The organism is Pseudomonas sp. GW822-FHT04C11 (genome assembly GCF_058800905.1).
The window spans coordinates 100,206-117,102 of record NZ_JBXAMS010000019.1; the positions used below are offsets into that span (position 1 = coordinate 100,206).

The 16,897-nt window shown below is 56.6% G+C and carries 12 protein-coding genes and 2 pseudogenes; 5 read left to right on the forward strand and 9 right to left on the reverse strand.

From position 1 onward, the window contains the following. Positions 1-56: 56 nt before the first annotated feature. Positions 57-965 (forward strand): alpha/beta fold hydrolase, encoded by a 909-nt coding sequence (locus AC1RJ3_RS25440; RefSeq protein ID WP_493081190.1) that lies wholly within the window; start codon positions 57-59, stop codon positions 963-965. A 166-nt stretch (positions 966-1,131) separates the two neighbouring features. Here the strand turns inward: AC1RJ3_RS25440 and AC1RJ3_RS25445 are convergent, their stop codons facing one another. Further along, positions 1,132-1,713 carry a TetR/AcrR family transcriptional regulator gene (locus tag AC1RJ3_RS25445; protein ID WP_103316056.1) on the reverse strand — a complete coding sequence of 194 codons (582 nt, stop codon included), beginning with the start codon at positions 1,711-1,713 and terminating at the stop codon, positions 1,132-1,134. A gap of 134 nt (positions 1,714-1,847) precedes the next feature. Between AC1RJ3_RS25445 and AC1RJ3_RS25450 the strand changes: the two genes are divergently transcribed. Next, the gene (locus tag AC1RJ3_RS25450) at positions 1,848-3,056 is read left to right on the forward strand and encodes an MFS transporter (RefSeq protein ID WP_103316057.1); all 1,209 of its coding nucleotides are present in this window, start codon (positions 1,848-1,850) and stop codon (positions 3,054-3,056) included. Between the two features lie 185 nt (positions 3,057-3,241). Further along, positions 3,242-3,415, forward strand: a pseudogene (locus tag AC1RJ3_RS25455) (transposase domain-containing protein); the annotation flags it as partial. A gap of 84 nt (positions 3,416-3,499) precedes the next feature. Here AC1RJ3_RS25455 and AC1RJ3_RS25460 read toward each other — a convergent pair. The 4 genes and pseudogenes from AC1RJ3_RS25460 to AC1RJ3_RS25475 all read right to left on the reverse strand — a co-directional run bounded on the left by AC1RJ3_RS25460 (position 3,500) and on the right by AC1RJ3_RS25475 (position 10,363). Continuing rightward, positions 3,500-3,961: a hypothetical protein gene (locus AC1RJ3_RS25460; protein ID WP_493081193.1), complete on the reverse strand. Its 462-nt coding sequence runs from the start codon at positions 3,959-3,961 to the stop codon at positions 3,500-3,502. Positions 3,962-4,410: 449 nt separating this feature from the next. Then, complete coding sequence (locus AC1RJ3_RS25465) at positions 4,411-4,809, reverse strand: GIY-YIG nuclease family protein (protein WP_102667228.1); 399 nt, start codon at positions 4,807-4,809, stop codon at positions 4,411-4,413. Positions 4,810-4,939: 130 nt separating this feature from the next. After that, a complete protein-coding gene (locus AC1RJ3_RS25470; protein WP_493081195.1) occupies positions 4,940-9,709 on the reverse strand; it encodes a DUF3320 domain-containing protein in 4,770 nt (1,589 codons plus the stop codon). 190 nt (positions 9,710-9,899) lie between these two features. Beyond that, positions 9,900-10,363, reverse strand: a pseudogene (locus AC1RJ3_RS25475) (GNAT family N-acetyltransferase). A gap of 127 nt (positions 10,364-10,490) precedes the next feature. On the opposite strand from AC1RJ3_RS25475, the gene AC1RJ3_RS25480 reads away from it, so the two are divergent. Further along, complete coding sequence (locus AC1RJ3_RS25480; RefSeq protein WP_493081197.1) at positions 10,491-10,745, forward strand: alpha/beta fold hydrolase; 255 nt, start codon at positions 10,491-10,493, stop codon at positions 10,743-10,745. Positions 10,746-10,810: 65 nt separating this feature from the next. Here AC1RJ3_RS25480 and AC1RJ3_RS25485 read toward each other — a convergent pair whose 3' ends face one another. The 4 genes from AC1RJ3_RS25485 to AC1RJ3_RS25500 all read right to left on the reverse strand — a co-directional run bounded on the left by AC1RJ3_RS25485 (position 10,811) and on the right by AC1RJ3_RS25500 (position 15,436). Next, positions 10,811-12,571, reverse strand: a complete 1,761-nt coding sequence (locus AC1RJ3_RS25485) for an isocyanide synthase family protein (RefSeq protein ID WP_493081199.1) — start codon at positions 12,569-12,571, stop codon at positions 10,811-10,813. 29 nt (positions 12,572-12,600) lie between these two features. Beyond that, a complete protein-coding gene (locus tag AC1RJ3_RS25490) occupies positions 12,601-13,317 on the reverse strand; it encodes an HAD family hydrolase (protein ID WP_493081232.1) in 717 nt (238 codons plus the stop codon). Continuing rightward, on the reverse strand, positions 13,317-14,312 hold the full coding sequence (locus AC1RJ3_RS25495; RefSeq protein WP_477773981.1) for an L-tyrosine/L-tryptophan isonitrile synthase family protein: 996 nt from the start codon (positions 14,310-14,312) through the stop codon (positions 13,317-13,319). The genes AC1RJ3_RS25490 and AC1RJ3_RS25495 overlap by 1 nt, the downstream gene beginning before the upstream one ends. A gap of 281 nt (positions 14,313-14,593) precedes the next feature. After that, positions 14,594-15,436: a helix-turn-helix transcriptional regulator gene (locus tag AC1RJ3_RS25500; protein ID WP_493081202.1), complete on the reverse strand. Its 843-nt coding sequence runs from the start codon at positions 15,434-15,436 to the stop codon at positions 14,594-14,596. 129 nt (positions 15,437-15,565) lie between these two features. Between AC1RJ3_RS25500 and AC1RJ3_RS25505 the strand changes: the two genes are divergently transcribed. Next, positions 15,566-16,780: an MFS transporter gene (locus AC1RJ3_RS25505; protein ID WP_493081204.1), complete on the forward strand. Its 1,215-nt coding sequence runs from the start codon at positions 15,566-15,568 to the stop codon at positions 16,778-16,780. Positions 16,781-16,897: the final 117 nt, after the last annotated feature.

Consider the following 16,897-nt stretch of genomic DNA (forward strand, 5'->3'; position numbering starts at 1 on the left):
AACGACACGCACATTGGCTCGGGGCCCCTTCCGCACGTACGTCCGGAGACACCACCATGATCCGCGTCCTGTTGACCGCTTTCATGCTGCTAGCTCTAAGCCTCCCAGCAAATGCTCAGGTGACGCCATTTCCTGCCTCCTTTCGTATTCAGGACATCCCTGTAGAAGGCGTCACGCTGCATCTGCGCGTCGGCGGCAAGGGGCCGGCCGTGGTGCTGTTGCATGGTTTTGGCGATACCGGCGATATGTGGGCGCCACTGGCTGCCGATCTGGCCCGGGATCATACGGTCGTGGTGCCGGACCTTCGCGGCATGGGCTTGTCGTCGATCCCGGACAGCGGCTACGACAAGAAGACCCAGGCGGGCGACATCCGTGCGGTGTTGGCCGCGCTGGGTATCGAACACTCGGTGGTCATCGGCCACGACATCGGCACCATGGTCGCCTACGCCTACGCCGCGCGTTATCCGCAGCGTACCGATCGCCTGGTGGTGATGGATGCGCCCGTGCCGGGCATTCCGCCCTGGAACGAGATTGTCCGCTCACCGATGCTTTGGCACTTCGACTTCGGCGGGCCGGATGCTGAACGCCTGGTGGCCGGCCGTGAGCGCATCTACCTGGACCGGTTCTGGAACGAGTTCGCGGGCAATCCCACCAAGGTGGATGAAGCAACCCGTCAGCATTACACCAAGCTCTACGCCCGCCCCGGCGCCATGCACGCAGCCTTCGCCCAGTTCCGCAGCATTCGTCAGGATGAGGTGGACAACAAAGCGTCGATGGCGGCGCGACTGACCATGCCGGTGCTGGCCATTGGTGGTGAAAAGTCTTTTGGAAGTAATGAAGCGATCGTGATGCGCAACGCGGCGGACAAGGTCACGGAAGTGGTGGTGCCGGGGGCAGGACATTGGCTGATGGAAGAGGCGCCGATACAGACTATTCGGGCGGTTCGCGACTTTATTGCTCAGTGATGGGTTGAGGTCTCGGAGGGGATTATTGGAGGGCACTGCACTCAGGGCCTGCCCTGAAGTTATTTAAGAGGCTAGACACTGCACGACAACACACTAATAACGATGCTTGCCCTCCCCCGTAAGCAGATATTGCCGACACTGGACTCCGCCCCCTATGTTCCTGATTTCAGCTACGGACGCCCTTGAGCAGAAGCTCCAGTGCCCCGAGCGCTTGCGACAGCCTGTTCGAACCAGGCTCTGCTTCTGCGATCCAGAAGGCTGCTTCGCACAAGCTTCCATAGATCAGCATCGCCAGTGCTTCGGGATCGGACTGCACAACCCCCTCCTGGAGCATCAGTTGCTCAAGCATTTTCTGTAGAGAGGCAACACAATGACGGTGCGCCTCCGGCGGAGAGCTACCCAGAACAGCCCGGGCATCACGCAACACGATGCGTTGGATTTCAGGTTCCTGCGCCATTTCCAGGTAAGCACGGCAGCGGTTTCTGAAGGCCTCCCACGCGTTTTCGGTGCTGTCCGAAATCGCTTGTAACCGCGCATCCATCTCAGCATCGATCTGTGCGACCACAGCGGTGAGCAAGCCTTTCTTGTCTCCAAAATGATGATAAAGCGCGCCCCTGGTCAGGTTAGCCAGTGCTGTCAAATCATCCATGGACGTCTCTGCATAGCCGCGTTCGCTGAAAATCTGGCGTGCGGTCTTGAGCAGTGTGGCGCGGGTTTCTTCCATGTCAGCGCGAGTACGTCGAGCCATGATTTCTCCTGGGTTGATAAGCCGTTTACATTCACCTCGTATGATTATAGGATTTTAATCATACGCGATGAATGTATTTTTTCAGTTCAGCGACGCCCAAGCAAGCTGCGCTAATTCGATAAGGAGAATCGAGCATGGCCAATCCGTACCGAGTACTGTTCCAAGCCCCCGGCACCAAGGGTTTTTCCGTGGCCGGCCTCCTCGCCCGTTTACCGCTACCTATGACGGGTATCGGCATCATTACAATGCTGTCACAGCTGCGGGGCAGCTACGCGCTGGCCGGCGCGGTCTCAGCTACCTTTGTCCTGACGTACGCATTGATGTCGCCGCAAGTTTCGCGCTTGGTGGATCGATACGGTCAGCGCCGGGTACTGCCGGTGTCTACCGGCATCAGCGCTCTGGGCATTCTTCTGCTACTAGCTTGCACCTACTGGCATACACCCGACTGGACTCTGTTCGTGGCAGCCGCGCTGGCGGGTTTCATGCCGAGCATGTCAGCGATGGTCCGCGCCCGCTGGACGGCTATCTACAGGGGCAAGCCGCACCTGCAAACGGCTTATTCACTGGAAACAGTGCTAGACGAAGTTACCTTCATCGCAGGCCCTCCCATTTCCGTTGGCTTGAGCGTGGCCGTCTTCCCACAGGCTGGGCCGTTAGCGGCGGTAGCACTGCTGGTGATCGGCGCACTTGCTTTGGCTGCGCAAGTCGCTACCGCCCCCCCCGTGGAATCCGCTGAAGAAATAAGCACACGCACAGCCTCGGTCTTTCGCCTGTCGGATGTCCGGTTGTTAACATTGTTGATGGTCGCGATGGGCGTCATCGTCGGGACGGTCGATATCGTGAGCGTCGCGTTCGCCGAACAAATGGGCAGTCCTGCGGCGGCCAGTATCGTGCTGTCGTGTTACGCCATCGCTTCGTGCGCAGCCGGCCTGCTGTTTGGTGCGCTCAAACTGAAAACGCCGTTACACAAACTCTTGCTGATGGGTGGTCTGGCCACCGCAGCGACGACACTACCCTTGTTAATGGCTGGCAACATTGCCGGGCTCGCCGGCGCGGTCCTGGTAGCAGGCCTGTTCTTTGCGCCAACAATGATTGTGGCGATGTCACTGGTAGAGAGAATCGTGCCGGAAAGACAATTGACTGAAGGGATGACCTGGTTGCTGGCCGGCTTGAATGTTGGAGTAGCTCTGGGGGCTGCAGCGTCCGGCCAGTTGGTGGATATGGAAGGTGCACGCTATGGATTCAACGTAGCGTTAGCGGCAGGGGCAGCGGTGCTCCTCGTAGCCATTTGGGGATACCGACGTATGCGAGAACACGCGCTGGCGGCAGCGTACTCAGTGTAAGAGGAAGAGCTGGTGCTAAAGCTTTGCTAGACGGCTAAAAGCTGAAGGTCAATAGCGCCAGCTGCTACCGACCAAAAGAGACCACTCAAGCGCGTCTGCCATCCCTACCGCGACCTGACGGGAGACTGTCACGTACGGTTCTGTGAGCAGCCGAGGGGTGAAACTCCCTTCGGCTGACTCGACTTGCTGGAGAGCTGCGCAGTGGCAAACGGGCCGCAGCGATCATGAGCTTGATCCAGTCGGCGCGTATGAATGGGCATGATCCGTATGCTTACCTCAAGGACGTCTTGACTCGTCTGCCGACACAGCAGGCAAGTGAGATTGATCAACTGCTGCCGCATAAGTGGATGCCGGCCTAGTCATGCAAGACGGATTGACTGGACGCTGCGGTCTAGGGAATGGCCTGAGGCGATGAACGAGCGACGGCGCCCACCTTATCGGCATCATCCTGGGCAGCTCAACTGTTCAGGGTGAAGCTCAATGGAAAAGAGTGTGCTGTTCCTGGCCAGGTAGTAATGCTCCTGGTGAAACTTGAACCTGCGCATCATCGCCAGCAACTGCGGTTCCTTGCAGGCCAGTTGCTCCAGATCACGGCGTATTCTCGCCTCCATGCTGACCTTGTGTTCCTCGGAGAGGCTGCTCGCTGCTAAGTCGATCCTGTAGCGGTAGAAGATCGTGTCACCGTACGTCAAACCGACGTACTCAAGGGTGGTAATTGCATCCAGTTGCTTTGGCAGGGTCGCGTCCAACTGGGCGAGGCGCTCGACCAGCAGCGCCTGTTGGGCCACCTTCTCCTGCTCGGCCTTGAGCGCGAAATAGCGTCCAATCCCGACAATCAGTAACACCGCAGCGATACCTAGATAGAAATTACGCGGGTTGCGCCGCTTCTTCGGCGCCAGCTTCATCAACATCTTGAATGACTCGTCCTGAGCATGAAAAAGCCCCTAGCGAAACTAGGAGCTACGGGTGAAAACGGCATAGCCTGACACAATACCCCCGGGGGAGCACTCGGCCAATCCGGGGTTGTTATCAGGGCGAGCACTGCGTGAGCTGACTGCCCAGGCCTGAACTGACTTCGACGCGCCGCGGCTCCAAATCGAGAAGCCGGGAAAAATCTCTAGCCAACCTTCAGTTGCCCAGTATGTTGCAGTTCAGCGCTCAGGGTGGTCACTGGCCCACTATCGCTCTTAATGCTGGAGTTCGAAAGGTGAATTGGCCGGACGCTTAGTGCGCCAGCTTTAACGGGCGCTCTAACCGTCCGGGCAACTCACCCTTTGATGCCGTCGTCTAAGGTATGCATCTACAATAAAAGGTGACAGATCTATTTATTAAAATATATCTGCCACCCTTTATCTTATGAGGAGAACATTGCTGCGAAGTCGCGAGGACCAGGCTTAGAGTTGTGTGGGGGTTTTAATGCAAGGATCAAAAGTAGTTCTAGCGTCAGCCTATCAGTTTCACTGCTGATCTGAATGAAGCGGACAGTCTCCCAGCGATCCCACCATGTGGTTTTTTTGTGAGGCGAAGTCTGATCGTGCTGTCGCATCTTAATTGTGCGACCTGTCACTCCAACGTACAGCGCTTGCCCTTCTTTATCAAAATAAGCGTAGACCGCACCTGTTCCGTTATCACCTAGCTTTCCCTTTGCGAAATAGGTTTCGCGATTGTTCGGGGCCGTGGCTGATAAGAAGAGATCTTTAGCATCAGTTGATGCCCTCTCAATCGACTGGCGTAAACTAGCGAACATTGGCATGAAATCGACCTGACTGGTGTTGGAAGCGGAAAATCAGTACGTATATTATTAGAAGACGGATAAGAGATGACGGATCTATTTTTCAAATAAATCCACCACCTTTTAATTACCGGTACAACGGCCTCCCCCATCAGCCAGAAGTAGACACCACCAACCGGCCCTCTCTCAGCTCCAACCGTCTATCACGCGTCAACTGCTCGATTCTTTCCTTCAATGGCGCTGTCACCTTGGCCGTGGCGCGGCCAAAACCGAGCAGTCTCAAGGCGCCAGAGATCGCGTCGTCATGACTCATGGAAAACCCCGAAATGATGATTTCTATCAGGGCCTGGTCGAGTTCTTCCGGCGCGACCCACTCCAGTTTGCGCTCGGCAGACTCCCAATGCGCTCGGCTGCGAATGACAACGGGACGATTCTCGACGTGGTGAAGAAATTCGCCACGGCGCAAGAAGTGCCGCTGCTTAATGCCCATGCCAATGGCGTTCTCCACGGCGGCAGTGATTCTTGAGCCTTGCCGTGTCACCCCGAAAGCCTCCATTAGCCGCCGAGTGACCTCTACTGAATGCACCGGTGATTCGACATCGACCACTGAACGGATCAGGCGCAGCAGGTGTTCCGGCTGGTGTTGATGTAGTTCCACTTGGGTGCTGACTGCAGAGAGCCGCGCCTTTTCATAAGGTTGGCTGGCGATCGGTTCGACTTCGGCAATGGTTTCGTCACGGATAATTTCATGCTGGGGCTCGATCAGAGTTTCTGTGACCGAGACGCTACGACGGTTGGCTATATGTTCGCGGGCAGCCTCGATTGCCGCTACTGTGCGTGTGATTTCTTGCTTAGGATTGCGGAACCAATCGGTACTCCAGATACGATGGAAGTTCCAGCCCAAGCCCTCAAGCACACCTTGGCGCAAGCGATCGCGATCACGTGCAGAGCGCGAGCTGTGATAGGCCGCGCCATCGCATTCAACAGCCAGCACGTATCGGCCTGGAAACTCGGGGTCTCTCACGGCGAGGTCAATGAAGTAACCGGCAGTACCGACTTGCGGCTCTACCTGGTAGTCAAGATCACGCAAGGCCCGGATAACCTCATCCTCAAAGGGCGAATCTGTAGCCTTGCCGGTTTCCTTGGCGACTTCCAGTTCCCCCGTTTCCGCGTACTTGAGGAAGTTTTTCAAAGCCCGTACGCCATGCTTGGCAGTGGCATCGATATCCAGTTCATCGCCACGGAAGTTACAGAACACGCGCATAGCCAATTTGGCCCGTGTGATCAAAACGTTGAGTCGGCGATGCCCGCCATCTTTATTGAGAGGGCCAAATTCACGGGCGATTCGACCGGACTCATTGCGGCCATATCCAATGCTGATGAAGATCACGTCGCGCTCATCACCCTGAATGTTTTCAAGGTTTTTGACGAAGAACCGCTCGCTGCCCTGTGCGGTGAAAAACGCTTCGGCCTGAGGTGTCTTGCGCCGTAGCAGCTCAACCTCAATGTTGATCAGATCACGCTGCGGAACGCTGAATGCGGCAACCGCCAAGGACAGTTCCGGCGTCTCCAGCGCGTGTTTCATCACCGCTTGGGCGACTGCTTTGGCCTCATCCTTGTTGGTCCGTGTGCGGCCACGGTCATACAGTGCCTGCGGTAGGTAATCGAAGCTCACGCCCTTCGCGTGCGGATGCTGGCCTGCGGAAGGGAATACCACCAGCTTGCTGTCATAGAACTCCACGTTGGAGACGGCGATGAGTGATTCGTGTCGGCTGCGGTAGTGCCAGCGCAGGTAGCGTTCCTGGCTGCCCGCCGCCTTGAATAGACTGAGGATGCTTTCGATGTCGGCGGTGGCTTCGTTGTCGTCATCAGCTGCAATGTCGCGGCTGAACAAATCGCTAGGCGGCATCTGCCGGGTGTCACCAACCACCACCACTTGCTTGCCACGTAAAATCGCGCCAAACGCATCAACGGCCTTGACCTGAGAAGCTTCGTCGAACACCACCACGTCGAACGCTAACTTGCCTGGGGGCAGGAAGTTGGCGATGGACATGGGGCTCATCATGAACACCGGCTTGATTTGCTGAATCGCCCGCCCGGCCTTGTCGATCAGTTGACGGATCGGAATGTGCCGGCGCTTCTTGTTCAGTTCTGCGCGCAAAATTGCCATTTCACCCGGCTGGTTCACATTAGGCATATGTTCCCAAACCTGCCGCGCTAGAAACGTTTGCGCATGGTTCAACGATGCGGCATCGAGGGTTTTGAACTTGGCGATCTGATGCTCGTGTTTGATGCGGTCAAATTGCTGTAGTGCTGGTTTTTCAGCGTACGCCTTCTGCACCAGCCCTGAATACCAGGAAAAATCGAGGATGGCCGGTAGCTGATCAGGCGCGTCGCTGCGCAGGGCAATGTTCAACAACTCGTCCAGTTGGGCCTGATGAACTTCGCCCGACAGTACGTTGAAGCGGGCCATTTGGTAGAGCGCGCCCAGGCTGGCCTGCCACAGTTGCAAGCGCGCGCCCAAAGCCGGTAGATCTAGACTACGCAGCGTTTGTGCGGTGTCATCCTGCATGCCGATGACTTCCAGACCAGCTAGCAATGCCTGATCGAGGCCCGCAAGATGCTCCTCGATGTCACTGACCGTCTCCCCAAGCCCGCTGGCGTCCGTGTGCCCGGCGAGGAACGCAATGATCCCCTGCGGCACATTGCCGTTGCCGAGGTCTTCGTAGAGTTGCACAACCCAGGCGCTTACGCGCTCAAGCACCGCCCAATCAGACTTCTGACGTTGCCATTGAGCACCGAAGAGAGCGCTGCCCAGCCCCTCATGTTGGTGGTAAACCTTCAGACTTTGTTGATAGGCAAGGACCGAATCGACCAGAGTGAGTTGCTCGGTGTTGCTGCCAGGCAGAGTGCCCTGCACAAGCCCTTGCAAGCGAGCCTTGGCCGCACGATAGCGCCCCGAAAATACTTTCCACCACTTGTCTCCGTAAGCCAGCAGATTCTGCCGAACTTCCAACAGGTCCTGCTCCCATGCGGCCTCGATCAGCTGGGTCCCGTGGTTGGCCTTACATGTGCTCATGCGCTGACCGGCATCGAGCAACTCATGAATTGCATCGCGGCGCAGCTGCCAGTCCCCTGTACTTAGCTCTACACCTTGCAAACGAGGCGCTTCGGCCGCCCGCCTTGCAGCGCGGCATATGACAGCAACGTCCGCGAGTGTGGCGGGCTGGGTCAGCATTAGTCGAATCGATAGCGCCTTGGCTGCAGCGTCCAGAGCGGCTAAATGCGCACTTGCTTGTTGCAACGCATCGTTCGCATTGTTCTGTTCAATGGGAGAGAAATAAGTTCGCTTACTTCCCCAGAACGGGTTTTGGTCTGGACGGCCCATTTCCTTAATATGAAGTGTCAATTCTTCAATCAACTGGCGGCGTTTTAGCTGGTCGGTCTGGGTCCATGACACCATTGGCGCGAAAGCAATTGTCGGCAACACGCCGTAACTGCGCTTGAGCTTGAGGTAACGGCCCAACACCTCGACAAAATCCATGCCGCTGGCACCTACAGGCGCACTCACCGCTTCGCAGTAACGGTTTAAGTTGCCTTGCAATTCCGCCAGGTTGGCCAAATCATCTTCACCCACCTTGGTCAGTGGGCGACCCTGTTCAAGCGTGCGACCCAGCTCTTTGATCACCGATTGTTTGGTCGACTTGTGGCTGTGCAGCTCCAGCACCGCATCACCCAAGTGACACTCGTCGAGCCGACGTTTAACCACTTCGAGAGCAGCCATTTTTTCGGCCACGAATAACACGGTTTTTTTCTGGGCAATCAATTCCGCGATGATGTTAGTGATGGTCTGCGACTTACCAGTGCCCGGAGGCCCCTGGATAACCAGGTTGGCGCCCTCGCGCACTTCGAGGATAGCTTCGGTCTGGCTGCTGTCCGCATCTTTGACGAATCGGACTTCCCCAGGCTTGAGCACCGAGTCGATGTTCACATCCTCGGCATAAGACGGCCGCTGGTCACCGAAGCCAGCCCCCAGAAGCCGGTTGATTACCGGGTGGGCATCGGGTTGATGGTCTTGCGGCCAACTTTTCGGGTCCAGATCCTTGAACATCAGGAACTTGCCAAAAGAGAAGAACCCGAGCGCAGCCTCGTTTGTTGAAACCTTCCAGCGGGGTTGTTTGCTTACCAGGTCCGTCACTTCAGCATAAAAGCTGTCGAGGCTACCCTCTGCAGCATCGAAGCGATCCTCACTGAACTCACAAGCCGCGAGGTCGAGACCAAAATCGGTCTTGAGCTTGGCGATCAACGACAAGTTAGGCATCAACTCGTCGCCGGAATACTTCAGTTTGAAGGCGTCCTTTGCGCCGCTGCGTTCAAGGGTTACCGGCAACAACATCAAAGGAGCCTTGCGAAGGGTCTCTGAGCTGTCCGCTTCGTACCAATGAAGGAAGCCCAGCGCCAGAAACAGCGTGTTTACCCCTTGCTCCTCGACAAAGGCTCGCGCCTCACTGTGAATCCTCAACAGCTGCAGGAAAAGGCGCTCCTCATCCAGTGCCGTCTGCAAGCGCGTATCCGTATGCCGCCGCGCTCGACCCGACTCATCCACCTCATCGTCGACAGCACTCAATTCGCCCAAGCCGTCGAGTTCAAGCAACAGCAACTCATCAGTCGCTATGTCCTGAGCGTCCTCTCCTTCGGGCAGCGCGATCTTCGCCAACGCAGCCGACTTCTGGCGGGCCATCGGAGAAAAACTCATGGTTTTCTCCTGCCGATAAAGCAGGTGGAACACCGACTCAGACAGTTCATCCACCACCGCCAACGTCTTCGCTGACGCGCGGAAGTTCAGCATGGTGTTGCGAAGGCCGATATCGAGTAGTTCCTTGCGGCTACCCTGCAGCTTTTGACTAATCCCTGAACTCATGAAGACTCTCTTGAAACGTGGCCGAGGCTGGAAACGATGGGAAACAGATTACCGTCGGTTAACGGCAGATGCATGATCATGGACGACGATCATCGCTATCACAACGAACTAACGTCGCCTGTAGAATTATTTTTCGTTAGGTCCGCAGGTACTGAAAAGTAAGCCTTGACGCAATCAACCCATGCCAACTTCACAAAACCCCCGTCACCATAGGAACACAAGCCAACTGAAGCCCAGAGGGCGAATGGTAAATAGCAGGTTCATCCCCCAAACCGCATCGCCGGTAAAATTAGGCAGCGTTCAACGTAGCGTCCAGATTGACTTCTTTCAGCCCCAGATCCCGTGCCAAGCATTCCAGGTGGCTCAGGACTCTCAAGCCGATGCCTTGTTGCATAAAACCCAGGAGCACAGAGATCGCGCCGATTTCGCTGTTCTCCAAATCAAGCATTCCCGTCGCCACCGGTTCTCCTTAAATACACCCCAGATAAAAGTGTTTTTCCATCAGGTTGCTGTACCGTCCGTGGCTGATCCTGCCGTCCAGGCCAACACTTACTCCGCGGTGAAGGCGCCGATGCATTGATGCCGTATCGCTTGAAGGCGAATATAGAATGCTGCTTGGGAATCGCTTGGCTTGGCGCGTCTGATTTCGAACATTTCATTCTCCTTTAGCCATAGATGGACGGAGAACTAAAAAGCCCCGTCCGAGTTCGCGGGCAACCCCACCAAGGAGGATGAAGCAACCCGTCAGCATTACGCCAAACTCTACGCCCGCCCCGGCGCCATGCACGCAGCCTTCGCCCAGTTCCGCAGCATTCGTCAGGATGAGGTGGACAACAAAGCGTCGATGGCGACGCGACTGACGATGCCGGTGCTGGCCATTGGTGGTGAAAAATCTTTTGGAAGTAATGAGGCGATCGTGATGCGCAACGCAGCGGACAAGGTCACGGAAGTGGTGGTGCCGGGGGCAGGACATTGGCTGATGGAAGAGGCGCCGACCCAGACTATTCGGGCGGTTCGCGACTTTATTGCGCAGTGATGGGAAGAACTCTCGAAGGGAATTTCTGGCAGGCCCTGTCCCCAGGGCCTGCCAGACAATAGCAGTCAGTAAACCTGTACCCGCCACAGCTCCCGCGAGGAGGAAGCCGGCGACATCGGCAGTCGGCCGTGCAGCGTCCGATAGTTGTCGATCAGCACCAGATCACCTTCGCTCCACTGATGGGCGATCAGGCAGTCCGGGTCATAAACCAGCGCGTTGACCTGTTCAAGCAGCGCTTGCTGGGCCTGCTCATCATGGTCTTGCACAGACTGGCTCAGGGTCTGCAATGCCGAGTCGGTGCCCTCTTGGTAACGCAGGATGAGTTCGCCGCTACGGGGGTGATGATCCACCAGGCTGTACATGCGCGGCGAACCGCCGAAGTAAGTCATCTTGGTGTAGTAGGTGATGTTCACTGCCTGCCATTGTCGGGCGACGTGCTGCCCGACTTTTCGCAGCACGTTTCGGCTGTCGACGATGGTGGTCTGGCCCTCGCCCGGTTGCGGCGCGGTCTTGCAATACAGCATGAATTTGCTGGCGCAGAATTTCGGATTGCGCTGAACCTGTGGGTCGCTGTCGGGCAGCATGTTCAGGTCCCAGTGCAACGGCGTTTTCTCCAGCGAGTGCACCACGCCTTGGGGTTGGTCCGCGGGCTTGACCACATGCACGGCACCGAAGGCCCACTCGTACAGCGTGCCGAAGCGTTCGCAGCTGCGAGCAAAACTGTCCTGGTCGTCGAAGCGACAGCCCTTGAGACAGACGAAACCAAAGGTTTCCACCAGTGCCTCCAGCAGGCTGGTGGACAGTCGCTCGAAACCCAGCCCCAGCGGGTCTCGCACCACCAGGCCAAATAGCGGCAGCTTTTGCAGTTCGTATTCGAAGCCTTGGGCCTGCGGGTTTTCTGTTTGGTGGTAGAGCCATGGCCGCCCCTGCCAGGTGACCAGCACATGGTGGTCGAGGTCGACCTGGGCCCGCGCGCGAAGACGCTGGCTTCCATCGATGTTGCACACCGGCACGGCATGCCAGGGGCTGTCGACACGGGTCAGCCCTTCAGCCAACCCAACGGTGAATTTGGGTCCGGCATTGCTGTACTGATGAACCGATAATCGAATGTCATCGCCGAAGAAACGATCCACTGCCGCATTCAAGGCCTGCCCGCGAAACATCATTTGGTAGGCTTTGAAGTTGATTTGCTGCAGGTACTCGTCCTCGCTCTGCCCGTCCTCACGGCACAGGCGCAGGTCGTTGTACAAATGACTGCAGAGGTTGTCATGGGCCTGGCTGAGGGATTCATCGTGCCGGCTCTGCTCGATCAGTTCTCCAAGGTTTTTCCAGGGTAGACGAGCCTGCTTGACCAGGCTGGCGCGAACCGCCTCGGCACTTTGGGCCTGCGGGAACAGGTCTTCCATGCTGACCCACTGAATCGTATGGGTGGTGCACAGTTCACGCAAAGCCCGGTTGTAGGCTGCGCGAACGTCATCGGCCACACCAACGATGTCATTGAACGTCGTCCCGTCGCTGAGGATCGACACCACACAGCCCGGTGTGTGCAATGCGGCGATGGCTTGGCCGAGCTGGTCGAGGCGCTCGATAGCCATCACCTCACCATAATCCGGCAGCACGCCGAAGGTCTGGTCACTGGCATTGGGCGACTTGCAGGGAAAACCTGGCAGTACCAGACGTACTGGCAGGTTTTGATCAAAGTACTGCCCCAGGCTGCGCGCCAGATGCGCCCGGCCTTGTGTTTCGAAACAATCATCCGTGCCTTTGAGCAGATAACCAGCCAGCAAATCGCTGACGGCAGCGATCCAGGCGTCTCTATGTTCCATAGAACAACTTCCTTGAGGGTTTGTGTGTATCAATAGGATTTGACGGTATCGCCATGCTCGGTGAGCGCATGCGCTGTCCCGCAGACTTGCTGCAGAATGCGCAACAACCCGGCCGGTTGCTCACAGCAGAAGTCCGGAGCTAGGGCCTGCAACGTCTGAGTCAGGCCGTACCCCCAGGTGACCGCTGCCGAGTACATACCTGCGGCACGGGCAGTTTTCAGGTCGATCTCTGTGTCACCGACGAACAAACAGCGTTGCGGATCAACCGACAACCGCCGGGCGGCTTCCCACGCCACATCCGGCTGAGGTTTGAGTGACCGGCCCGTGCGATGCCCCAGAATCGGCCCGAAAACATTCTGCGGCAGCAATGTTCTGGAAACCTGCAAGGCCATTTCCTCGGCCTTGTTGGTCACGATAGCCAGCGGCAGCTGTAACTGGCGGCAGCCTTCGAGCAATTCCAGTACACCGCTGAATGGCCGGGAAAATTGAACCAGGTTGTGCTGATACAGCGTCACATAGCGCTGGTGCAGGGCGATCGCACCAGCGATACCAAACTGCGCGGCAACCCGCTCAATCATCGCCGTGGTCCCGCCACCGATATAGCCCCGCACTGTTTGCGCAGTCAGCACCGGGCAACCGTGTTCGAGTAACACCTGGTTCAGGCACCAGGTGATGTCCGGCAAGGTGTCGACCAAGGTTCCATCCAAATCGAAGAGTACGGCTTCGACCCGCAACCGAGACGCCATCATTGAGCACTGGCGTAGTGACAAGGACGCCCCTTGCGGAACACCAGACGGTGATAGCGCTCATCGACATTACTGCGTTTTTCGAGGGTGACCACACCCCGTCGCTTGATGGCTACCGAATGCCAGGGAGTGCGCCACAGGTCACTGGTGGGCACCAGCCGGATACCGATCTTCGTCGACACCGCCAATTGCGGGTGAATCGACAGGCGCAGGCAATGCGGGTAGCGCGCCAGTAACAGGGCGCTCCAGGCTTCACTGCGCTGAATCACCCGCTGGGAGGCCGGCTTGGCGACCTTCTTCACCGCATTCAGGCTCATGCCGGCGAATACCTTGAGCCCCGAATAATCCTCGGACAGAAAGCGATGGATACCGCAGTACATCAACATCATATGCGGTTCATCCTTGAAGCGCTGTTGCAACAGGATCAATGACTGACCGTGCTCGATCATCATCTCCTCACGCATGGCGTCCAGACAATCAAGCTGAGGATAGGCATCCCTGAGGTCGAAATGGGCGAACGTACCGGGATAGTGCTGATCGGCGTAGTCCTGGATAGCGTCGGTGTAAGCCTTGACGTCAGAATCGGGAACATGCACCAGGTCAGAGAACACATAACCATCGGAGCAGATATGAATCAGCGCGCCCGGTGCATAGATCTCCCGGATCTCCTCACACAGGCGGTGTAACTCGTCGATTGCATGGTGTTCAGCAAGATCAGGGAGATGGCTTAGGGTTTTCTTGCGGCTGGGCGATTTGCCGGGAAAGGCTGGCAAGACCATTTCGACTTTGCGACCGCTCTCGACCGCCTGCATCACCTTCGCCAGATGGGGTTCCAGCACCTGCAACGAAAGCTCATGATCCTGTTCCGGGGCAAGACTCCGACGCCGAAACAGACATTCGAGAATTTGCTGGGCAATGTTCATGTGGGGGGTGTTCTGATGCGCATGCACCAGCTGACCGTCCGCCGGTTGGGCAACGGTATTTGAACCTTGCATAGACAATCCTTTGTGTGGTGAATAACGGCTATTTTTTGGCCGTCAGCAGATATGCCTTACCTGCGGGCGGCTAAATTCCTACAAGTCGTGAGAGTTTGTCAATCGTGGCCATCAGGAATATTACGTCTTGCACGAGCCCCCGCCCCCGGCGGTCTGTAGCCAGTTAAGCAACTAACCCATGCCTGACCTGCAAAGCCCCTTCACCATAGGAACACAAGCCAACTGAAGCCCGGAGGGCGAATAGTCAATAGTGGATAAGGAGCGCATGATCGGCTTGCAAACTAGCTATATCTGCCCTGAAGCCATCCCTCAAACTTACTCTGAGCAGCGCCTTCCAAACTGGGCGCGTAATAAACCAAGTGCAAGTGCCTGTCGGCGTCAATTATCAGGGTTGCATGCTCAAACGAGATATTTCCGAATGACGGAATTTCAAAGTTTCTGAGGCCTTGGCAAGGGCCGTGAATATCCTGCCTGTTCCACCAGTACTTGAACTCTGCACTGACTTTCTCGAGGCTGCGCACCAGCTCAGCAACATCGCTTTGCGCCGAAGCATGAACAAAATCCCTGCGAAAGCTAGAGAGCATTTGTATCACCTGCTCCTCCCAGGGGCACAACAGCGAACGCATTTTCTCATCAGTAAACAGCATCCACAGGAGGTTGCGCTGCTCTGGAGGTTTGTCTGCAAAGTTGAATACTTTATCGCCGGCCGGATTCCATGCGAGAACGTCCCAACGCAAATTCAGGACATAGGCGGGGCGCAGCGGCATGTCTGCCATCAAACGATGGATGATCGTTGGAACGACGCACCAAGTCTGTGCCTGTTCTGCTGGAGCACGTTGGTAGGTCAGCAAGTAAAGGTGCCTGCGTTCCATGGCGTCAAGTTTCAATACTCGACATAGACTGTCGAGGAAAGCCGGTGAAACCCCAATATCGCGGCCTTGCTCAAGCCATGTATACCAAGTCAAGCCGACGCCTGCCAACGCGGCGACCTCCTCACGACGCAGCCCCGGCGTCCTTCTTCGCCCAGTCGTTGGTAATCCTGCTTGCTCGGGTGAAATGCGCTCTCGGCGACTGCGCAAAAATGCCGCCAACTCGTCTCGGGTGCGTTCGAGTGTTCTTCCCATTACACAGTTGCTCCCTGTAACAGCATAAAGTGTAGATATTGTAACAATGATTAGCTTGCTAAAGAATTTGCCGCGCCGGGGATGACGCGTAATTGTTGCGCCGCCCTAATTTCGCAAAGGGAGATTCTTATGTTCAGGACAACACCTTCTTCGGTCTATTGGATTGCTGTCGGCGCCTTCGCGCTGGGCATGGCGTCCTATGTAATGGCAGGCCTCGTGCCTATGATTGAACAGGCCTTTAATGTGCAGGTGGCGGTGGCTGCTCAATTGGTGGCTGTGTTCTCTTTGGCTTATGGCATCGGGTCGCCTATCTTCGTGGCCCTCTTACCCCCACAACGACAGAGGCTCGGGTTGTTGTCCGCCTTGGCGATCTTCGTCTTGGCCAATATGGCCAGCGCTGTCGTTGATGATTTCGCTGCGCTGTTAGTGTGTCGTGCAATTGCCGGGCTGGGGGCCGGAGTTTATCTGGCAACCGGAATCACTGCTTGTGTTGCAGTATCTGAACCTAACGGGCGCGGTCGAGCGATCGCCATCATCATGGCTGGAATGGCCAGTGGAACCGTGCTGGGTGTCCCTTTCAGTCTGCTGCTTGCCGAGCTGTCAGGGTGGCAGGCCGCTCTGTGGCTGATTGCTCTGCTTGGTGCTGCCTCATGGCTGGGGTTGGTAGTCAACCTTCCAGCGCTCCCTGCCGGACCGCAGATGACAATCCGTAGCAAACTCTTATTGCTAGAGAACCGGAATGTAGTGAGCACCCTGCTGGTCTCGCTGCTAGCCGCAGTGTCCAGCTTGGGGATGTACACTTTCATCGCCCCGCTCATGACGGATCCCGCCTACGGAGGAGTCGATAGCGTGACGCCATATCTCTGGGTTTGGGGCCTTGGTGGGGTAGCAGGAAGTTTCTTGATTACCCCGCTGGTTGAACGTATTGAAGGACCCGTGCTGATATTTATCATAATGCTGGTGTTGACTGCGTCACTATTGGCGCTGCCGCTGGCCGCGGCCATATCGCCTTGGTTAGCCATGATTCCTATCGCTATATGGGGATGCGTGGGGTGGGCCTTACAGGTTCCGCAAAATAACGAGTTGATCTCAGAGCGGGAGCGAAATGGCGATGGTAATTTAGCAGTCGCCTTGAACGAGTCAGCACTTTACCTGGGGAGCGCATTAGGTGCTGGCGCAGGAGGTTTCCTATTGCTGTTGGAAATGCCAAGTTGGACGCTAGCGATCGGTGCCGGTGCAGTGGCGTTTTTTGGCGCCGCATTGCAGCTTCTGAAGCTGCGCACACATCGATCTCGCCCATTCGGTAAAGTATTTCGAGCATCGGTCGCTGACCGCTTTAAATAAACAGCCGACCTCTGTTTCACCGCTCGAACTCGTTGTCGAACACGTTAAGTTTGCTTCAGGTTTCGCCTTTCACGTTCATCGACTTTAGAACGTGAAGGCGTGACCCCGGAAAGCAAT